General features: G+C 31.4%; 24 protein-coding genes. 13 read left to right on the top strand and 11 right to left on the bottom strand.

Features of this window, described 5'->3' with window-relative positions; genetic code table 11:
- The first annotated feature begins 150 nt into the window (after positions 1–150).
- Positions 151–792, top strand: a complete 642-nt coding sequence (locus N5D90_RS00525; RefSeq protein ID WP_038335831.1) for a DUF6266 family protein — start codon at positions 151–153, stop codon at positions 790–792.
- A 342-nt stretch (positions 793–1,134) separates the two neighbouring features.
- Here the strand turns inward: N5D90_RS00525 and N5D90_RS00520 are convergent, their stop codons facing one another.
- Positions 1,135–1,905, bottom strand: coding sequence for a tetratricopeptide repeat protein (locus N5D90_RS00520; protein ID WP_160279596.1), 771 nt, complete (start codon positions 1,903–1,905; stop codon positions 1,135–1,137).
- Positions 1,906–2,130: 225 nt separating this feature from the next.
- Between N5D90_RS00520 and N5D90_RS00515 the strand changes: the two genes are divergently transcribed.
- From N5D90_RS00515 to N5D90_RS00495, 5 genes are read left to right on the top strand one after another with little or no spacing between them, the layout of a single operon-like run.
- Positions 2,131–2,538, top strand: coding sequence for a DUF6146 family protein (locus N5D90_RS00515; RefSeq protein WP_260392465.1), 408 nt, complete (start codon positions 2,131–2,133; stop codon positions 2,536–2,538).
- Positions 2,539–2,571: 33 nt separating this feature from the next.
- Positions 2,572–2,970 (top strand): hypothetical protein, encoded by a 399-nt coding sequence (locus tag N5D90_RS00510; RefSeq protein WP_115000920.1) that lies wholly within the window; start codon positions 2,572–2,574, stop codon positions 2,968–2,970.
- 26 nt (positions 2,971–2,996) lie between these two features.
- Entirely contained in the window at positions 2,997–4,097 is a 1,101-nt protein-coding gene (gene prfB / locus N5D90_RS00505) for a peptide chain release factor 2 (protein ID WP_280061187.1), read from the top strand.
- A gap of 20 nt (positions 4,098–4,117) precedes the next feature.
- Entirely contained in the window at positions 4,118–5,485 is a 1,368-nt protein-coding gene (gene trkA / locus N5D90_RS00500) for a Trk system potassium transporter TrkA (protein ID WP_115000923.1), read from the top strand.
- Positions 5,485–7,026, top strand: a complete 1,542-nt coding sequence (locus N5D90_RS00495; RefSeq protein ID WP_280046507.1) for a TrkH family potassium uptake protein — start codon at positions 5,485–5,487, stop codon at positions 7,024–7,026. The genes trkA and N5D90_RS00495 overlap by 1 nt, the downstream gene beginning before the upstream one ends.
- Here the strand turns inward: N5D90_RS00495 and N5D90_RS00490 are convergent.
- Both N5D90_RS00490 and N5D90_RS00485 read right to left on the bottom strand, forming a co-directional pair.
- A complete protein-coding gene (locus N5D90_RS00490; protein WP_180906654.1) occupies positions 7,023–7,997 on the bottom strand; it encodes a glycosyltransferase family protein in 975 nt (324 codons plus the stop codon). The two genes, N5D90_RS00495 and N5D90_RS00490, sit on opposite strands and share 4 nt — an antisense overlap.
- The gene (locus N5D90_RS00485) at positions 7,998–8,822 is read right to left on the bottom strand and encodes a UDP-2,3-diacylglucosamine diphosphatase (protein ID WP_280061186.1); all 825 of its coding nucleotides are present in this window, start codon (positions 8,820–8,822) and stop codon (positions 7,998–8,000) included.
- A gap of 92 nt (positions 8,823–8,914) precedes the next feature.
- Between N5D90_RS00485 and N5D90_RS00480 the strand changes: the two genes are divergently transcribed.
- Positions 8,915–9,127 carry a hypothetical protein gene (locus tag N5D90_RS00480; protein WP_280061185.1) on the top strand — a complete coding sequence of 71 codons (213 nt, stop codon included), beginning with the start codon at positions 8,915–8,917 and terminating at the stop codon, positions 9,125–9,127.
- Positions 9,128–9,185: 58 nt separating this feature from the next.
- On the opposite strand, the gene N5D90_RS00475 is transcribed toward N5D90_RS00480, so the two are convergent.
- Together N5D90_RS00475 and lpdA are read right to left on the bottom strand one after the other, a co-directional pair.
- Positions 9,186–9,956, bottom strand: coding sequence for a T9SS type A sorting domain-containing protein (locus N5D90_RS00475; protein WP_280061184.1), 771 nt, complete (start codon positions 9,954–9,956; stop codon positions 9,186–9,188).
- A 138-nt stretch (positions 9,957–10,094) separates the two neighbouring features.
- Positions 10,095–11,486 carry a dihydrolipoyl dehydrogenase gene (lpdA, locus tag N5D90_RS00470; protein ID WP_038335929.1) on the bottom strand — a complete coding sequence of 464 codons (1,392 nt, stop codon included), beginning with the start codon at positions 11,484–11,486 and terminating at the stop codon, positions 10,095–10,097.
- A 90-nt stretch (positions 11,487–11,576) separates the two neighbouring features.
- Between lpdA and N5D90_RS00465 the strand changes: the two genes are divergently transcribed.
- On the top strand, positions 11,577–11,924 hold the full coding sequence (locus N5D90_RS00465) for a hypothetical protein (RefSeq protein WP_038335851.1): 348 nt from the start codon (positions 11,577–11,579) through the stop codon (positions 11,922–11,924).
- A gap of 28 nt (positions 11,925–11,952) precedes the next feature.
- On the opposite strand, the gene N5D90_RS00460 is transcribed toward N5D90_RS00465, so the two are convergent.
- Entirely contained in the window at positions 11,953–12,150 is a 198-nt protein-coding gene (locus N5D90_RS00460) for a hypothetical protein (RefSeq protein ID WP_038335852.1), read from the bottom strand.
- 107 nt (positions 12,151–12,257) lie between these two features.
- Between N5D90_RS00460 and N5D90_RS00455 the strand changes: the two genes are divergently transcribed.
- Positions 12,258–12,872 carry an alpha-ketoglutarate-dependent dioxygenase AlkB gene (locus tag N5D90_RS00455; RefSeq protein ID WP_280061183.1) on the top strand — a complete coding sequence of 205 codons (615 nt, stop codon included), beginning with the start codon at positions 12,258–12,260 and terminating at the stop codon, positions 12,870–12,872.
- Here the strand turns inward: N5D90_RS00455 and N5D90_RS00450 are convergent, their stop codons facing one another.
- Together N5D90_RS00450 and N5D90_RS00445 are read right to left on the bottom strand one after the other, a co-directional pair.
- On the bottom strand, positions 12,873–13,409 hold the full coding sequence (locus N5D90_RS00450) for a hypothetical protein (RefSeq protein ID WP_038335856.1): 537 nt from the start codon (positions 13,407–13,409) through the stop codon (positions 12,873–12,875). It lies immediately after the preceding gene.
- 103 nt (positions 13,410–13,512) lie between these two features.
- Entirely contained in the window at positions 13,513–14,259 is a 747-nt protein-coding gene (locus N5D90_RS00445) for a M15 family metallopeptidase (RefSeq protein WP_236688214.1), read from the bottom strand.
- A 69-nt stretch (positions 14,260–14,328) separates the two neighbouring features.
- On the opposite strand from N5D90_RS00445, the gene N5D90_RS00440 reads away from it, so the two are divergent.
- The 4 genes from N5D90_RS00440 (at position 14,329) to N5D90_RS00425 (ending at position 18,028) form a co-directional block, all read left to right on the top strand.
- The gene (locus N5D90_RS00440) at positions 14,329–15,606 is read left to right on the top strand and encodes a hemolysin family protein (RefSeq protein ID WP_280061182.1); all 1,278 of its coding nucleotides are present in this window, start codon (positions 14,329–14,331) and stop codon (positions 15,604–15,606) included.
- A gap of 387 nt (positions 15,607–15,993) precedes the next feature.
- Positions 15,994–17,052: a 3-oxoacyl-ACP synthase III family protein gene (locus tag N5D90_RS00435; RefSeq protein WP_115000940.1), complete on the top strand. Its 1,059-nt coding sequence runs from the start codon at positions 15,994–15,996 to the stop codon at positions 17,050–17,052.
- A 339-nt stretch (positions 17,053–17,391) separates the two neighbouring features.
- The gene (locus tag N5D90_RS00430; protein WP_115000942.1) at positions 17,392–17,817 is read left to right on the top strand and encodes a cold shock domain-containing protein; all 426 of its coding nucleotides are present in this window, start codon (positions 17,392–17,394) and stop codon (positions 17,815–17,817) included.
- Positions 17,818–17,836: 19 nt separating this feature from the next.
- Positions 17,837–18,028, top strand: coding sequence for a cold-shock protein (locus N5D90_RS00425; RefSeq protein WP_135837000.1), 192 nt, complete (start codon positions 17,837–17,839; stop codon positions 18,026–18,028).
- A 95-nt stretch (positions 18,029–18,123) separates the two neighbouring features.
- Here N5D90_RS00425 and N5D90_RS00420 read toward each other — a convergent pair whose 3' ends face one another.
- Genes N5D90_RS00420 through N5D90_RS00410 form a run of 3 tightly spaced genes read right to left on the bottom strand, consistent with a single transcriptional unit; the run spans position 18,124 to position 20,371 of the window.
- Positions 18,124–18,837 (bottom strand): GLPGLI family protein, encoded by a 714-nt coding sequence (locus tag N5D90_RS00420; protein WP_280061181.1) that lies wholly within the window; start codon positions 18,835–18,837, stop codon positions 18,124–18,126.
- A gap of 49 nt (positions 18,838–18,886) precedes the next feature.
- Entirely contained in the window at positions 18,887–19,612 is a 726-nt protein-coding gene (locus N5D90_RS00415; protein ID WP_280061180.1) for a GLPGLI family protein, read from the bottom strand.
- A gap of 6 nt (positions 19,613–19,618) precedes the next feature.
- Positions 19,619–20,371 (bottom strand): GLPGLI family protein, encoded by a 753-nt coding sequence (locus N5D90_RS00410; RefSeq protein ID WP_052217824.1) that lies wholly within the window; start codon positions 20,369–20,371, stop codon positions 19,619–19,621.
- Between the last annotated feature and the right edge of the window lie 108 nt (positions 20,372–20,479).

Raw genomic sequence — 20,479 nt, 5'->3', positions numbered from 1 at the left:
CTATAATACTATTATTGAATAAAAAGCAACCGGACAAAAGTGGACAAATGTGGACAGAAGCGGACAAATGCGGACACAAAATGGCGTTTTTGTAAATGGTGTTGTTTCTGTTGCTAACTTTATGAATATTAACTATAAAAACTTCCAGTTATGGCAGAAATTAAAAAAGGAATCCTTGGTGGATTCTCAGGAAAAGTGGGAACTGTAGTAGGCGTTAATTGGCGCGGCAAAGACATTATTCGCAGTTTACCAAAAAAATCGAAAAGGCGACCAACTGATTTGCAATTGATGCAACAAATCAAATTCAAGCAAGTGATTGGTTTCTTGCAACCAATTCGTCCAGTTCTTAATCTGTATTTTGGGAATAGAGTTGGACTAAAATCGCGTTACAACATTGCGACATCTTACACGCTGAACAATGTGTTAGAAATGGTAAATGATTTGCCTGTTATTGTGTTGGAGCGTGTGTTGGTTTCGAAAGGTGACTTGGTTGGTTTTTTACAACCTACGATAGAATCGACTGGCGGGGATAGCTTCCAAATGAATTGGGAAGATAATTCTGGACAAGGTAATGCGCTACCAACAGATCTTGTGAATGTTATTTGCTATTGTGAGGAACTAAATTCGTTCGAAGTGTTGCAAAGTATCGAGTCGCGTGATGTTTTGGTAGCACATATTCCATTACCAACCTATTACAATGGTAAAAAGGTTAACTTTTGGGCGTTTCTGAATAGTGAAACGAAAACGATGGCAAGTACCAGTATCTATCTTGGCGAGCATACAATTGTGTAAGTGTAGTGGAGAAATTGAGTTTGTTAATTAAAGTGATTTTTCGGTACAATGCTCTGATTAACGGCGTAGAAGAATGAAGAAAAATTGTATCGAAAATAGAATTTTATAGATGTTGTTCAAATTTATTTTAACCACATAGAGACATCGTTTTAGTTGTGATGACTTGTAAAGATTAGTTAAAAATACGAATAGGTAAGCAACTAATTTCAACACAAAATCATTTGGTTCTATGTTTCTATGTGGTTGTTTTTTTGGGAGCGAGTCAAACAAATTCAAATGGTTTATATTTTATTAGAAATATAGATTTTACAAGAATTACCGCTATAATGAAATTTCTTTTAATTATAGCGAGTTTTTATATAATTCACTAAGATTATTTAATTTTCTTCCTAAAAGTTCTTCTGCATCTTTAGAAGCTTTTTCAAGTTCAGTTTTTGTTAAACCTTTTTCGAGTTCTTTAATTTCTTTAATAACTTCTTCTTGCTTCAAAATACTAAAATCAACCTTATTTTCATTGTAAATTAAATACCATAAATAACTTTGATAATAATCTTTCTCAAAGTATTCTCCATTTTTGTAAAAGTTGGCTAATTCTAATCGAGCAGATGTGATATATCCACTTTGTGAAAGGTTTTCAGGATTTGGAAGTTTTGCAAGCTTAATAATCCATTCTTTAAATTTTGAAATATCTTCTTTTACTCCATTGCCTGTTAAATAACTATTAACTACATTCCACATACAAGTAGCGTCGTTATTATTCGCACATTTCAAAGCATATTCAAATGCTTTTTTAGAATTTTGTTCAATTCCTTGTCCATTTCCATATGCCATCATCATTGCGTAATGACCATCATTAAATCCATTGTCAGATGATTTAGAATACCACTTGATAGCTTCTTGTTCATTTTTTTGAATACCAATACCTTCTTGTAAGAAAAAAGCATAGTTGTACTGAGCTTCGGAATTTCCTAATTCAGCTGTTTTTTTCACAATTGGAAGCGCTTCTTCAAATTTATTTTGTTGTATTAATTCTTTTGATTGCTGATTCAGTTCTTCTGCCGATTGAGCAAAAGAAAAACTTGAAATAAAAAGTAAAGTTATAATTTTAATCATTTGTACAATTTTGGTAAACATATTATTTGATAGACAATGTACGAACTAAATTGTACAAAATATATAATTTCTACCAAGTGAAGCTTATACTTTTAAAAAAATATAAATTAATAAAAAAACAATACTTTAACTATAAACCTCATCGAGTTTAAAACTTTCAATCATCAAACTAAATAGAATCAAGCTTCTCATTAATTTTCAGTATATTTAATTAAATTAAAAATTATGAAAAAGCTATTTTTATTTATCAGCGTTTCTCTCCTATTTTTTGCTTGTACAACCAATCAATCCACACAAAATTCAGTTCCGAATAAAGATGAGAATTCATTAAAATTCGAGCCGAATGAAGATGGAGATTATGATATTGTTGTATTTGATCCTCAATATGATATTTATTTAAAAACAACTGCATTACCCAAAGAATATTATTCAAAAGAATATTACGAACAAAAAAATCGCCAATATGTGATGATTTGGAATCAACGACATATGCAACCAATGACATATAATCCAGATTTGTATGCAGTAAGTATAGATTTGAATCCTTCGATTGACTATGGTTATGATTTTGAATACAAATTATTTAACTTTTTTCGATTCATTGAAACAAAATATCGTGTCAGAATTAGATAATATCGTTTATTTTTGCAAGCTAATTTCAGAAAGATGAACGATTTTTCAATCAAAATATACAATCAAATCATTGAAGCAATTCCAGATTTCACAGGGCTTCACAAGAAAGATACAGAATTATTAGAATTTCATATCGAGAATGAATACAAATCAACTTTTGTTGATCTTTATATTCAGACTTCGGATGATGATAAGATTTGGATCAAATCTTCTTTTCCTTTTACAACCTATGAAGTAGATGGCGTAGAAGAACTTGTTTATATTTTGGAAGGGTTGTTGTTCAACCAATTATTCTGGGTAATTAGTTATGATGATGGCGATTGGGACGATACTTTTTTGATGCTGAAAGACCAAGAAATTAAAACAGAAGAAGGTTTTACTTATAAAATTCTTTCTTGGAACGGAAAAGATGATAAAGTGATTAATGCTTAACCTCCTATTTTTATACATTTGCAATTATGTTTAACAACGAATTACTAAAAGACATCCAAAAACGTACACAAGATTTGCACGAATATTTGGAAATCGAACAAAAAGAAATCGAAGTGCAAAATGAAGAAGAACATGCTGCTTCTCCTGAATTTTGGAACAATCCGAAAGAAGCCGAAGCTTTTATGAAAGTTCTGCGTGGTAAAAAGAAATGGATCGATGAATACCAAACAATTGCAAATGCTGTAAACGATGTTGAAGTTTTAGTAGAATTTAATCGCGAAGGCGAAGTAAGTGACGAAGAAGTAATGGAACAATATACTGTTGTTGCTAAGCTTTTAGAAGATATAGAATTCAAGAATATGCTTTCAGAAGAAGGAGATAATCTTGGTGCAATTCTTCAAATTACTGCCGGAGCTGGAGGTACAGAATCTTGTGACTGGGCTTCTATGTTGATGCGTATGTATTTGATGTGGGCCGAAAAACATGGGTATAAAGTAAAAGAATTAAACTATCAAGCGGGTGATGTCGCAGGTGTAAAAACGGTAACATTAGAGGTTGATGGCGAATTTGCTTTCGGTTATCTAAAAGGAGAAAATGGTGTGCATCGTTTGGTGCGTATTTCGCCTTTTGATAGTAATGCAAAACGTCATACAAGTTTCGTTTCGGTTTATGTTTCACCAATTGTAGATGATACAATCGAGATTGAAATCAATCCTTCTGATATCGAATTGCAAACGTCTCGTTCTGGAGGAGCTGGAGGACAAAATGTAAATAAGGTTGAAACGAAAGTTCAGTTAACGCACAAACCTACAGGAATTGTGGTTGTTTGTCAGGTTGAACGTTCTCAGTTAGCCAATCGCGAACGTGCAATGGAGATGTTAAAATCTGAATTGTACAAGATTGAGTTAGAGAAAAAAATGGCTGCACGTAATGAGATTGAAGCAAATAAGATGAAAATCGAATGGGGTTCTCAAATTCGTAATTATGTGATGCATCCATACAAATTGGTAAAAGACGTCAGAACAGGAACTGAAACAGGTAATGTGGATGCTGTAATGAACGGTGATATAGACGAATTCTTGAAATCGTTCCTAATGTTAATGGGACAAAAAGAAACGTCAAAATAGTTTTATCCTAAATTTCTTTCATGAAAATATTAATCGGAGGCGCTGGAGAAGTTGGTTTTCATTTGGCTAAATTGCTTTCTAATGAAATGAATGACATCGTCATCATGGACATGGACAAGGACAAATTGTTGATGATCGAAAACTCGTTAGATGTAATGGCTTATCGTGGTGATATAACTTCTTTCAAGGCTTTGCGCGAAGTTGGAATTGATGATACAGATATTTTTATATCGGTCACTCATCTTCAAAACACAAACCTTACTAGTGCTTCGATTGCGAAAGATTTAGGGGCAAAACGTACATTAGCTCGAATTTCGAATCCTGAATTTCTTTACAAAGAAAATCAATTTTGGGTGCAAGGAATGGGAATTGATGCATTAATTAGCCCTGAGAAATTAGCGGCTGATGAGATTTATTCACTTGTTCAACAATCTGCTTTCAATGCGATGCATCCCTTTGCAAATGGTCAACTTTTTATGGTTGGAACTGTTTTGGATGCGGATTGCAAGATTTTGGACAAGCAATACAAAGACATGTATTTGACGACAAAAGGTGGTGAAGACAATCTTTTGATGCCAATTGCAATTATCCGTAGCAACGAACGCGGCGAATATCAAACCATTATTCCTGAAGCTGATACTGAATTTAGAATAGACGATCACGTTTATTTTATTGTAAAAAAAGCTGGAATTTTAGAAGTTTATAAAATCCTAGGAAAAAAACAAGAGTATTTCAAAAATGTAATTGTTTTGGGAGGAGGAAGTATTGGTGTCAAAGTTGCCAAACTTTTAAAAGATAACAAGCACAACGTTAAGTTATTAGAAATCAATCGAAACAAAGCTTTTGATTTAGCTGATGATTTAAATAACATTTTGATTATCAATGGTGATGGTCGAGATGGAGAATTGTTATTGGAAGAAGGTATTTCTGATTCAGATGCTTTTATTGCTGTGACAGGAAGTTCGGAAACGAATATTATGTCGTGTCTTTTAGCAAAATCAAAAGGTGTTAAAAAAACAATTGCTTTGGTCGAAAATATCGACTATATTCATCTTAGTCAAGAAGTTGGAATTAACGCTTTTATCAATAAAAAACTCTTAACCGCAGATAGTATTTTCCGTTATATTCGACAAGGTTCTGTGATGGATGTAACAGGAATTTCTGATTTAGATGCCGAAGTTTTAGAATTCCGTATTCACGAAAATTCTGAAATCGCATTCAAAAAAGTAAGCGATTTTCCATTTAAAGAAGGTGCTATTATTGCTGGAATTGTTCGTAGAAATGATGGATTTATTCCAACCAAAGATTTCATTATCGAACCAAAAGATCATGTTGTTGTTTTTAGTCAAGCGAATTTAATTCCAAAAGTGACCAAATATTTTAAATAATGAAATCACTTAACATCAAAGTAATCCTGAATCTTTCGGGTGTTTTATTACTATTAAATGCGCTCTTTATGTTTATTGCAACATGTGTCAGCATTTATTTTAATGATCATCTACTCTACCCTTTTTTAGTTTCGGGGAGTTTAGTGGGATTGTCGGGAGCTGCAATGATGTATTTTACGCGTGACAGAAGAAAACACATCAACAAACGCGAAGGTTATATCGTGGTTTGTGTCGGATGGCTTTTCTTGATTCTTTCGGGATGTTTGCCATATGTTACGTCGTTAATATTTTTACCAAACGATCATATCATCAATGAGAATTTCAGTTTTGTGAACATTGTTTACGAAACCGTTTCTGGTTATACAGCGACTGGAACATCGATTTATGATGATGTAGAAAGTCTCCCAAAAAGCATATTGTTTTGGCGAAGTACAACCAATTGGATTGGTGGTATGGGAATTATCGTTTTGACGATTGCGATTTTACCGTTTCTTGGAATTGGTGGTCGACAACTTTTTATGGCAGAAGCGCCTGGAATTTATACGGATAAAATTCACCCTCGAATTACAGAAACAGCGAAAAACCTTTGGTTAGTTTATTTAGGATTAACTGCTTTTTTTGCATTGTTGCTTTATTTTGGTGGAATGAATTTATTTGATGCTGCAAACCATTCGATGAGTGTGATTGCAACCGCAGGTTTTTCTACTAAAAATGAAGGTTTGATGTATTGGAATAACAATGTTTTTATTCAATATGTACTAATCGTGATGATGTTTTTGGGCGGAACAAACTTCGCTTTGATTTATTTATTGATTAAAGGACAATTCAAAAAAGTGTGGAAAAATGAGGAATTTCGCTGGTGGGTTGGCTTACTTGCTGTCGTTACATTTATCGTTTTTGTCGTATTATTTTTTAATATTTACCCTAGCTATTCCGTCGAAACTTATTCCTGGTTTAACTTCGAACATTCATTCAGAAGCTCATTATTCCACGTCGTTTCTATCGCATCTACAACCGCTTTGGCAATGGAAGATTACACAAGTTGGTTAACCGTAACCACACTTATTTTCTTCTCTTTGTTCTTCATCGGAGGTTCGGCAGGTTCTACATCTGGAGGAATTACAGTTATCAGACACGTCATTTTATTAAAAAATAGTTGGATCGAATTTAAGCGTATTTTACATCCAAACGCAATTATTCCAGTTCGTTACAACAATCGTTCGCTGAATCAATCTATTGTTTTCCACGTCATGGCATTCTTTGTTATGTTTATGTTTACATGGATTGTGAGTTCTATTTTGTTTGCGCTTTTGAATTATGGTATAACAATGAGTTTCCAAGATATTTTGGCCTCTTTAACATTAACTGCTTCCACTTTAGGAAACGTAGGTCCGGGAATTGGCGAATTTGGTCCGGGTACCTCAATGAATTCTTTAACGGATAGTGCAAAATTATTATGTTGTTTTTTAATGGTTTTAGGTCGATTAGAGCTTTATACAATCTTAATTTTATTTACGCCTGCTTTCTGGAAAAATAATTAATGAGAAGCTTCTAAAATTACTTTCTGAATGATTTCTTCAGTTTGATCTGGGAAATCTTTCTCAATAATTTTATTCGAATCCACCCAACGTTGCAATTGTTCGACATTCAAATCATACGAATAATCAACGCCAATCATTTTTAAAGCCTCGCAGTTACACAATTGTTCGTATTGACCTTTGATCGGAATCACAAAAAGTTTCTTTTGAAGATAAATACTTTCAGCAGGCAATTCGAAACCAGCACCACACAAAACTCCTTTACAATTTTCTAAAGTTTTGGTAAAAAGGCGTTCATCAATTGGATAAATTTCAACATTAAATTGACGCATAACTTCTTTCACAAAAGGTGAAAAAACTTTCCATTTTGAATCTTTAATAAATGATAATTTCTCCATAATTTCAGTTGGATGAAAACTTGGTAAATACACCAAATAATAATCTTTTTGTTTTGGATGCAATGCTCTAATTTTATCTCGAATGATAGGTAAAAAAATAGCATCATTATATTCTTCGAAATGAAAACCGTAATGCTTAGAAGTTGGTGCGTAATATTTCAAAATCGTCTCACCTGTTTTATTTTTTACTTTTGGCGTTTCATCAAATAAAAGCGAAGCTTGATGACTCAAACCAACAATATTTATCTTTTTCTTTCGTGCTGCATGTGCTGTAATTGGTTCAAAATCATTAATAATCAAATCATATTTTTCAATTGGAAAATGATTCACTTCATTCCAAAAAGATTTAAAACTATTCTCCTTAAAAATTCGTTTATACGAAACTTTTCCCATCTGATTATAAAATAATGACAATCCATTGTGATGTTTGAATTGATAATTTTCAAGTTGTAATTGCGAATTAGAACCGCTTACAAAAACATCCAAATCTCCATATTCTTCAAGGATTGGTAACATTTTTTGCGCACGAGCCAAATGTCCATTTCCCGTTCCTTGTAAAGCATATAAAATTTTCATTTACTTCTTATTGAGAATTGAAACAATCAGTTCATCCAACGAATAATTGAACTCGATTTCTTCTAAATTTTGCATCAAAGTATGTTTGTGTTCTTCAAAATAAAACACTGACCAATTTCCGTCTACACATTCTAAAGCCGATAAATTCTCAATCCAATCGCCTGAATTCATATACACACACGATCCTTTATCCGTTTTTACTTTTCGCAATTGTGGCTGATGAATATGTCCACAAACCACGTAATCATATTCATTTTCGATTGCTAATTCAGCAGCAGTTTGTTCAAAATCATTGATATGTTTCACCGCTTTTTTAACTGAGTTTTTAATCTTTTGAGACAGTGAATAACGTTCCCTTCCAAAAAACTCTAAACATTTATTGATAAAATAATTCAATTGAATTAATTTATCATAACCCCAACCTCCTAATTTCGCAATCCATTTCGAATGTTGAATCGAGGCATCAAACACATCTCCATGAAAAATCCATGCGATTTTATCATTCTGTTTCAACATATATTTATCCGTTAAAAGAATATTCCCAAAACGCATTGTCGTAAATTTACGCAACAGTTCATCATGATTTCCAGTGATATAAACGATTGGAATTCCTTGTTCAGATAAATTCAATAAATAACTAATGATTTGAAGATGCGTTTCTGGAAAATAACTCTTCTTGAAATTCCAAATATCCACAATATCGCCATTGAGAATAATTTTTTTTGGATTGATTGACTGTAGATAAGCTAACAGCTCTTGTGCTTTGCAACCAAAAGTTCCTAAATGCACATCCGAAATAACAACAACATCAAGATTACGCTTCATTGATTTTTATTTAAATTTCGAAATCAAATATTACTTAAACGTTTTTTTAATCTTATGAAATCTTTATAAATTTGAGTCTAAATTGTAAAGTTATGAGCGAATTGAAATTCAAAACAAATATAAATTGTGAAAGCTGTATCAAATCTGTAAAACCTTTTTTGGACGAAGCTGTAGGTGAAGACAATTGGAAAGTTGACACTTCTGATGAACGAAAAGTACTGACTGTGACAACAACCGAAGATGAAGAAGAGGTTGTGGAAGCTGTGACAGATGCAGGTTTTAAAATTCAGAAATTAGAAGAATAAATAAAAGCGATTCAGTAAACTGAATCGCTTTTTTGTTAGATTAAGAATATATTCTTTCTTATTTTTTTACTACTTTTTGAGTAACTTTAGTTGTTCCGTTATCAACTGAAACTAAATAAACTCCTTTTGATAATGATTGAGTATTGATAGATGAACCTACTTCAACTCTATTCGAAGAAACTAATTTTCCATCAACAGTATAAATATTAACCGTAGATTTTACTGGTAAATCAATAACCAATTTATCAGTAATTAAAGTATTCATTTTTACTTTATTTTTAAAATCAACATCAGATATTGCTAAAGTACCTTTTTCATAAGCAAGAATATCATCAAATGAAGAAGATTGACCTCCATAAGCTCTAAAAGCAACATCTAAACTTTTAGCATCTGCATGTGCTGGCATCTCTACAGTATATTTAGTCCACTCAGCAGCAGCTGGTAAATATTTATTTAATGATCTAAATGTATCTGTTGTTGCATCTATTGTTGTGTATACAGCAGTTCCCGCAGCATTTTTATAAATACTCCAGATTCTTGCTGCACTAGCACTAGAAGCTTTATACCAAAATTCGATAACATATGTTTTTGCTCCTGTAACAGCTACATTCTGAAAAAAACCAGTTGTTGCTGTAGCATTGTATATTGCACTATATGTTCCTGAATGTGCTCCTGTATTAGAAACTGTAGGTTCTGTGTAGCCTGAACCTGTACCTGCTGCCCAAGGTGATAAACTTCCTGTTTCAAAACCTGAATTAACAACTAGATTTTGTCCAAATGATAATGTTGATAATGCAGCAACTGCTACTAAAGAATAGAATTTTTTCATATTATATTTTTTTAAATTATTTCTGTAAAGATAGTTAAAAAACTAAATCAATATACAAGACGCAAAAAATTAACGATTTGGTAAAATAAAAAAGCAGCCATATGGCTGCTTCAACTATAAATTCTAATTTTTTATTTCTTAAATATGAATTGCATGTCCATATGCATCTTCTACCGCTTCCATAATAGCTTCTGCCATTGTTGGGTGAGCATGTACAGATTTCATAATTTCGTGTGCCGTCGTTTCTAATTTACGTGCAACAACTGCCTCAGCAATCATTTCCGTAACACCATCACCAATCATGTGACATCCTAACCATTCACCATATTTCGCATCAAAAACAACTTTTACGAATCCATCAGCAGCTCCATTTGCAACAGCTTTTCCGTTTGCAGAGAATGGGAATTTACCAACTTTAACTTCGTAACCTGCTTCTTTTGCTTTTGCTTCTGTAAGCCCAACAGACGCAATTTCTGGTGAACAATATGTACAACCTGGGATATTTCCGTAGTCAATTGGCTCAACTTTTTCGCCAGCAATATGCTCAACACATAAAATTCCTTGTGCTGATGCTAAGTGTGCTAAATCTGCTCCTTTTACAACATCACCAATTGCGTAATATCCTTTTACAGATGTTTCACAAAAATCATTGATAACAATTTTACCTCTTTCAGTTGCAATACCAACTTCTTCAAGACCAATATTTTCTGTATTTGGAACAACACCAACAGCAGATAAAACAACTTCAGCTTCGATGATCTCTTCACCTTTAGCAGTTTTAATTGTTGCTTTTACTAAATCTCCAGTTGTATCAACTCCTGTAACTTCTGCATTTGTTAAGATATTAATTCCAGATTTTTTAAGAGATAATTGTAATTGTTTCGAAATATCTTCATCTTCAACATTTACAATACGTGGCAAAAACTCTACAATTGTCACTTCTGTTCCTAATGTATTGTAGAAATGAGCAAACTCAACTCCAATCGCACCAGAACCTACAACAATCATTGATTTTGGTTGTTTTTCCATTGCTAATGCACCACGGTAACCAATTACTTTTTTACCATCTTGTGGTAATGCAGGTAATTCACGAGAACGTGCACCAGTTGCAATAATTATATTTTCTGAAGATAATTCGCTAACAGAACCATCTGCTGCAGTAACTTTTACTTTTTTTCCTGGTAAAACTTTTGCTTCACCTTGAATCACTTCAATTTTGTTCTTCTTCATCAAGAATTGAACACCTTTACTCATACGATCCGCCACTCCTCTACTACGAGAAACTACATTTCCAAATTCGAATGAAATATCTGAAGGTAAGTTAATTCCAAAATCTTCTGCATGATTTAAGTATTTGAATACTTGAGCAGATTTTAATAATGCTTTTGTAGGAATACATCCCCAGTTAAGGCAGATTCCTCCTAATTCAGCTTTTTCTACGATTGCTACTTTTTTACCTAATTGTGCTGCTCTAATTGCTGCAACGTATCCTCCAGGACCACTTCCAATAACTATAATGTCGTAACTCATTTTTTCCATAATTTGAATGCTAATTTAATAATTATAACCCGAAAAAAAAGGAATTCCTTAAAATAGATTAAAATTTCTTACTTTTGCAATGTGAAAATATTCTTTGAAAATTACGCTGACGACTTACTGGTCGAAACTGAATTACCTTTAGAAGGTAGTTTATCACAAGCTATTGAGATTTTTCATAACCTACCTGATTATGACGGAAGTTATATTGGTTTGATGAATCAAGATGGGAATACTGTTCAGATTTCGAAATATGATCGATTTTTATTTTTAGTAGAAATCCCTGTTTATCAAGAACAAGCTTCATATTCAGTATTATTTACTTATTTTCAAGTAATGCAATTATTGGAAGACTTATACAAAGGATTTGATCCTTACAACATAAAAGGATTGAAGTTTGAACAGTATTTAACAAAAAAAGCAACGAAATAATCGTTGCTTTTTTATTTAATATTATGTATTAATTCGCTAAATCCGTATATTTTTTTCTTGACTTTTTCAAACGAATTAATACATAAATTAAAGAGATTACAGAAATTGTAAACGTAGTATTTAATAATAAATCTGCAGATTCAAATTCTAAAATCTTAGTAAAACCAGCAATCACAACTAAAATAAAACTAAATACATAAATAAAAAATGGGTGTCTAACATTCATTTCTACTATTTTTTAACTTAAACTTAACATTGATAAAAATAAAAATAATTTTATAATTTCCAAATTATTTATCATCAATCAAATAAAATTTAACATAACTTCGCTCTATGGACCTATTCAACGATTTATTTGACGGACAAGAGAATCTACTTCCTAAAGATGGAACGGTAAATTATTTTGGGCAAATTATGAGCGACGAAGAAGCGCATCGTTATTATTCTGTTTTATTAAATGAAATTGAATGGAAGAACGATCAAGCAATTATTTTTGGTAAATTAATCGAAACTAAACGAAAAATTGCTTGGTACGGAGATTTTCCATTTGCTTATACCTATTCCAAAATCACGAAAACAGCTTTACCTTGGACTGATACTTTACTTGAATTAAAAAAATTAGCTGAGGAAAAAACTGGTGAAACTTATAATTCTTGTTTGATAAATTTATATCACGATGGTTCCGAAGGAATGGCTTGGCACAGCGATGGCGAAAAACAATTGAAACGTCATGGCGCAATTGCGTCGCTTAGTTTTGGTGCTGAACGTAAATTTGGTTTTAAACACAAAGAAACCAAAGAAGTAATTTCTTTAAATCTTGCAAGTGGTAGTTTATTGGTAATGAAAAATGAAACGCAGGATTATTGGCTGCATCGCTTACCTCCTACTAAAAAAGTAAATTCGCCACGAATTAATCTAACATTCAGAACAATCGATTTGGAGCAATAATTATTTTTGCTTGGAGATTTCAGCTTTATAAAAAGTCAAACTTTGTTGATTAAATTTATTCAGAAATGCATCATTAAAATCATTCAAAGAAATAACATCCAAATCAATTTTAGTTTTTAACGTCGGTAAAGCAATCACTTTATTTGATGATTTATCCAAACTATTCCATTTCGCAATAAATTCTTTTGTAGCTGTTATAAAAGTTGATTCGCCGTTTTCTTTCGAATAATCATCCGAAACTATTGAACGTTTTATAGCAGATAATTCAATCTTTTTTGTCTGACGATTGTATCGAAAATAAGATGTAAACAAAACATCTCCTATTTTATTGATAATCTTAAAACCTTTCTTTGTTTCCTCAATCTTCGCATTGTGATCCAATTCATGAAAAGCTAAACTACTCTGCTTTTTATATTCAGTATCAGAAAGTAAAAACTCTATTTTGTTCGTTTCAAAATTAATCGAAACCTTGTCAAACTTTCCATCTCCGTCCAAATCTTTCACAATAGATTGTTTTGCAAAAGTCAGTAGACTCATGCTCAAAAACAACGATATGAAAAATATTAACCTCATCAGAAAGTACAATGTTTTAATTTTTATCTAAAGATACCACAAAAAAAGCTCCAAAAAGGAGCTTTAACTATTTAATAACAGGATTTATATCAAGTATATTTTCTTTTCTATATTTTTCGATAAAATCATCTGTAAAATTTTCGCTTCCTAACAATTTATTTTCTTGCAAAACTTTTTTGATATCTAGCTTTTTGTAGGCTTGTAACATCGGTTCAGAAATCGCTTTGTACGTAAAATGCCACGGCTCATACTTGAATCCTTTTCTCGCTGAATTATCCGTGTATACCAAATAAAAACCATATTTCGAAGCGTTTTCATCTAACCAAAGCTTAAACTTATGCATTGATCCTCCTTCATTAAAATGTTTCTCATTCAACGGATCTGCTGGTATTCCACGCGTTCCGTCTATAATATCCAAATCAGTTCCCCAATGATGACGAGAAGTTCCTGGAATAGTAGAATATTCAATAATCTTTTCGATGTTTTCTTTCGCTGCAATTTTCTTCGCCTGATTCGCTTTATACTTGCGCTCCCAAATTCCGTTTTGGTAGGTATAATTTCTATAACTCGAAATCACTTGTATTTTAAAGCCTGCTTTTTGCGCATCAGCTTTCATCAATTCAAATTGTTTTGCAACTTCTGGCAACAATTTATACCCATTCCCCACCATCGTAGGATTTCCTTTACCAATCAATTCAGCGGTTGTAAAAGCAGGTAAAATAGTATCTGTTTCTTCTGGTGTTTGATCGCTGCTACCGAAAGCACAACCAGCATTTAGCATAAAAGCAAGTAAAATTAAATAAGAAAATTTCATAATATTAAATTGAGACATTATGGTAGGTATTAGATTTTGGTTTATTTTTATCAAAATTAAAGAATAAAAGTGGAGATTGTTATAATAATCGTATTGATTTTATTGAATGGAATTTTTTCCATGTCTGAAATGGCACTTGTTTCGTCAAGAAAATTCAAATTAGAAAATCAAATGAAGAAAGGAAGTTCTGGCGCTAAAACTGCCTTGGAACTTGCTGAGAATCCGAACAAATTTTTATCAACCGTACAAATCGGAATTACCCTTATTGGTATCTTGTTAGGGGTTTTCTCTAGTGATAAATTAACTGCAGATTTAACAGAATTTTTAACATCTATCGCTTTCATTGCACCTTACGCCAAAACACTTTCTCCAATTATTATGGTGGTTATTATAACTTATTTTTCGATTGTATTTGGCGAATTATTACCAAAACGTTTGGGAATGAAATTTCCTGAAATGGTTTCTACTATTGTTTCGAAACCGATGAAATGGTTATCTATCATCACTTCTCCATTTGTTTGGTTGCTAACGGTTACCAATGATTTTTTCTTGAAATTGTTTGGTATTAAAGATGATAGCAGCGAAGTTGTTTCGGAGGAAGAAATAAAAAATATCATCAAAGAAAGTACAGAAGGTGGTGAAATTCAGGAAAAAGAACACGAAATCTTAGAACGTGTTTTCGAGCTTGGAGATCGTCGTGTAAATACGTTGGCAACGCATCGTTCAGAAATTGCTTCATTAGATATTTCGGATGATTATGAGAAAGCCCGTGCAAAAGTCAAGAAAAATAAATATTCTGCCTACCCCGTTACGAAGAACAATAATTTGGATGAAATCGTTGGTATCTTGAAACTAAAAGATATGTTTGGGGTAAGTAAAGAAGATTTTAGCCTTAAAAAATTCATACACAAACCTATTTTTGTCAACGAGAATTCGTTTAGTTATCCGTTGTTGGAAATGTTACAGAATTCGCAGGCACATTTCGCCATTATTTTGGACGAATATGGTACAACGGCTGGTATTGTAACGATAAATGATATTCTGGACGAATTGGTTGGTGATACACCAGAGAACCAAGACGAAGACTACGAAATCGTAGAACGTGAAGATGGTACATGGTTGATCGATGGGCAATTTTCTATTTACGAATTCGAGAAATTTTTTGAGATTGATATAGACGAAGACATCGAAAATAGATACGTTACCGTTGCTGGGATTTTCTTGGACAAATACGAAACCATTCCAAATGTTGGGGATAAGGTAGAAGTAGAAGATTTGACGCTAGAAATTGTAGACAAAGATGGTAATCGTATTGATAAAATATTGGCATATCGAAAATTTAATTGAATTTTTTAAATTAATAGGATAACATAATTTGAATTTGTTTCTTGAAATTCAGTTTTATTTGTGCAACTCATGATTTAAACAGAAAGTAAAACTATTGAACCTAATAATAAAGGTGTGATTATTTTTTTCATTGTAATAGATTTTGAGAAATAGTTTTATCAAAAATCTATCTGAATAAATTCTGAAGATTAAAAATTTATTTAAAACCATTCTCAATAAAATTGTATTAATTAATTCTCGATAAAAATTTTAATTTGTTATTTTTTATCACCTTATTTTTAATAGTACATAATTTTTACGTTAAAAAAATAAATTTATACGATTTATTAAGTAAGTTTTTCGGAGATTGTAAGCAATTGTAGATTTAATGCTACAATTTATAATACTATGACAAATCACTTTATAGGAATAGGAAAATATATTCCAACCGAAACAATTTCAAATCAATTTTTTGAAGAACATCAATTTTATAATGAACAAGGAGAAATTTTAGACCAAAATAATGCTACAATTTCGCATAAATTAAAACAAATAACAGGAATAGAAGAACGTCGATATGCCAGAAAAGATCAAGTAACATCAGACTTAGGTTATATGGCTGCGGCTGCGGCTATCACAAATGCAAATATCGATGCCGAAACTATTGATTATATTATATTCGCGCACAATTTTGGAGATGTAAAACACGATACGATTCAGTCTGATATGGTGCCAAGTCTTGCTGCAAGAGTAAAAAATTTATTGAAAATTCAGAATCCTTATTGTGTTGCTTACGATGTTATTTTTGGTTGTCCTGGTTGGGTAGAAGGTGTTATACAAGCCAATGCATTTATGAAAGCTGGATTAGCAAAAAGATGTTTGGTAATTGGTGCAGAAACGCTTTCGAGAGTTGTCGATGAACACGACCGAGATACGATGATTTATGCAGATGGCGCTGGAGCTGTAATACTAGAAGCTTCTGAAAACAATAAAGGGATACAAGCCCATTTATCTGCCTCTTATGCAAACGAAGAAAAAGATTATCTGTTTTTTGGAAAATCATATAATTCAGAAAAATGTCCGAATACCAAATACATCAAAATGTATGGTCGAAAAATCTATGAGTTTGCTTTATCCAAAGTACCTTTAGCAATGAAAAAATGTGTTGATGATAGCACATATAATATTGACGATATCAGTAAAATAGTGATTCATCAAGCTAATGAAAAAATGGACGAAGCAATTGTAAAACGCTTTTATAGTTTATATGATCTTGACGTGCCAAAAAATATTATGCCAATGAATATTCATAAACTTGGCAATAGTAGTGTGGCAACAATTCCAATTCTTTTGAAAATGATTATGGATAATGATTTGGAAAATCACCAAATAAACGAAGGCGATGTAGTATTATTTGCATCTGTTGGTGCAGGTATGAATATCAACACATTTATTTATCAATTTTAACGATATCAATCATAATAAGATCAAAGTTCTAATCACAATTAGGTTAGAACTTTTTTGTCATATCGAATTCTCTAGGAATTAATACCATTTAATTCATTAAAACTTATTACCTTTGCAACGTACTTAAGAAGATATTTTGTCTTAATAGTTTACAATTGTATTCTTTATTTTACTTTTTTTAATTCACTAATTGACCTAGTCAATATAATTTTAACTTCTGTTTTCTAAAACGTATACTTGTAAGTTTTACTACATTATAATATAAATGTTGTTGGATAATTAATTCATGTTTTCTTAGGTTTTATCAGTATTAATAATAAAAAATCTATACAAACATTTATGGCAGATTCTACATCTAAAAAAGAAAATAGCAAAAAGAAAGCTTTAAAAAAATTAGAGAAATTAAACAAAAGAGAGAACAGAAAAGAGAATAACAACAAAGGAAAATCATTAGAAGATATGATTGTCTATGTTGATGTACTTGGTAATTTTACAGATGTACCACCTCATTTACAAGACAAAGAAGCCGATTTGCTGAATAATAAAAGATTAGAATCTGATAACAGAGATGTTTTTATAGAAGGTATGGTTGATATCTACAACGATTCAAAAGGTTTTGGTTTTATTAAAGTAGCAACTTCTAACGATAAAATCTTCTTCCACTTCAAAGAATCAAAAGAATTACTTAAAGTAGGAGATCAAGTGCAGTTCAAAAAAGAAATGTCTGAAAAAGGATTCAGAGCAATTCAAATATCAAAAAAATAAATTAATTAAATATACAACTATGCAAGAAGGAACAGTAAAATTCTTCAACGAATCAAAAGGTTTTGGTTTTATCTCTAACGCAAACGGAGGTGAAGATGTTTTTGTACATGTTTCTGGATTAATTGACAAAGTAAATGAAAATGATCAAGTTACTTTTGATATTGAAAAAGGAAAAAAAGGTCTTATGGCTGTTAATGTAAAAAGAAAATAATTGAACATATAATTATTTCTTATAAATCACAAAGTCCTTGTCTTTATTAGATAAGGACTTTGTGATTTATTACAAACCTATTAAAAGTATATCTCTTAATTTTTATCCACTCCTTGACTATTCATTTTTTGTTGTTTCTTAAAAAAAGCATCCATTTCTGCTTTATACGTTTTGAAATCAACAATTTTCCCTTTCTTTGGTTGATTTATTGTTACATTTTTCTTCGCTTCTTTTACAGATGTTGCTTTGTATGTAATAACCATATCAGCATCGTCGTTCGTTTTTCTTTCTAATTCTAAAATCAAACCAGGTAATCCCATATGCTTATCTGATCTTGAAGGAAAAGACAAAGAAGTAGCAAACCAAGCTGTAAACTCTTCTTTATTGATTTTTGCAGTAGCTTTACGAACATCAAAACCTAAGACTTTTTTTTTGTCGCGTGTTATAGTCCAATTAATTTTAGGAATAGAATCTTTGATAATTCGATCCATCCCAAAGCCAACCGATTCGTGCATATAATAATTTTCAAGCAAGTCTTTGTAATACAATCCATTTCCTTGTGTCGAACTATAGCTTACTGAATTTCCACCATTTAGTGTTGGTTTTTGATTATAATTAGAAGCGGTTTTATCCGTTATTAATATATAAGGTCTAGGAATTTTCATTTGTTCAGTAAAATACCTAATCGTCTCATCTTTAGTTAATTTTCGATTATCAATTGTAACTGAACCTTGAGTTTTACATGCGTCATATACTGTATATACATCATATTCTACTTCTAAAATATCTTGCGCATTTACAAAATACACAAACTGCTTAATACAATCAATAGTAATTTTTTCATAATTTTTATTTAGATTAATCTTTATCTACTCCTTGATGTTCATTCGAACTTTGTTGGTTATAATCAGCTTTCAGCTTTTCAAATTCTGCTTTAGAAATTTCCTTCGCCTTGAATAATTTCTTAAATTCTAAATGATCTTTTGTTGTAACAGAAGTTGCTTTCAAAGAATAAGATGGATCAATAATTCCATTTCGAATAGATTCTACTTTTAATACCAAACCTGGAAGATTAATAAATTCTTTTGGACCAAAACGTTTGGGTAAACTTGGTGCATACCAAATAATTGATTTATTATTATCATCATATTTTACAACTGCTTGTTTAACATCAAAACCCAAATAAGTAGATTTTTCTTGCGTTAATTCGTATTTATAATGTGTAGAAATGGTATCAGTTACAAGGTATTTTTTATTCTCTATCATCCATTCTTGTTTCATTTTATTTTGATTGAAATCTTGTTCAAAATTATACGAAAAAATACCATACATCGTAACCGATGCGTTACCTTGTGAATTATTAATTTTCTCAATCTTGGAAAAAACACTTTTTCCTTTTTCTATTTGTAGCACATAATTTTTTGGAACAGAAAGTGCTTTTATAAAATCATCATCCAATTTTTCTTCCTTCCCATCTTTTCCTATAATTCTAGGAATAGAAACTTCTTCGTATTCAATCTCTAGAGCTTCTTGCGCTTGAGCTAAACAACAAAAAAAACTAATAAAAATTACTAAATATTTCATTCAAAATTATTTTTTATCCACTCCTATCGAAAAAGATTCTCTCATTTTTTGACGAGATTCATCTTGCAATTTTTTAAATTCTTCTTGTGTTATTTCTTCACCTTTTAAAGGTTTAGTTTTAGACATTTTCTTAGGGTTTAAGGTAATTTTATCCGCTTCATAAGTCATAATCGAACCAAATTTACCGCCCGTTTCGCTCACCGTTTTCAGAATCAAACCTGGCAATCCATTCACTTGATTTGGTCCTGCATCAACCTTAATATCTGGCGCAAACCAAGCTGCTATTTGCTTACCTTTATCATTACCAATAGCTTTTTTTACTTTGTGACCCAAAATCGTATCTTCAATATCTGTAATTTTCCATTCATAATCTTTATATGGAGTAACCACAATAAAATTTTGTTTATCTAAAACGACTTCTTGGCGAAACGCTTTCTTACTTATTTCATTAATCAGATCTTTATATTCTCCTCCAATATTAATTGAAAAAGCCCCCATAGAGCTACCATTTTGATCATTATTGATAGTTTCTATTTTTTTGTAAATGGACTGATTATCATTATATTCTAATTGATAATAAATATTTGGAGACCCACCAATTTTTATTGTACCTCCTCCTTTTTGTGCTTGCTCTCTTTCAAACTCCTTTATTTTTTCTTCATCATGCTTTATATCGTATTTATAATCGACAATAAGCTTTTCTTGCCCAAAACCAAAATTCGAAAAAAGTAAAAATCCAGCTAGTAATAATTGTTTCATTATGTTGTAGTTTATAATTAATACTCTAAAATAATTTTTATTTTTTAATTCTACAATAATAGAATATATAATTAACACAACATTGGGAAAAGAAAAAAAATCCAACCG

Source organism: Empedobacter sp. GD03797, from assembly GCF_029842105.1.
GTDB classification, from domain to species: Bacteria; Bacteroidota; Bacteroidia; order Flavobacteriales; family Weeksellaceae; genus Empedobacter; species Empedobacter falsenii_C.
The sequence above is the reverse complement of the archived record's forward strand: the minus strand, read 5'-3'. Positions and strand labels throughout refer to the sequence as shown.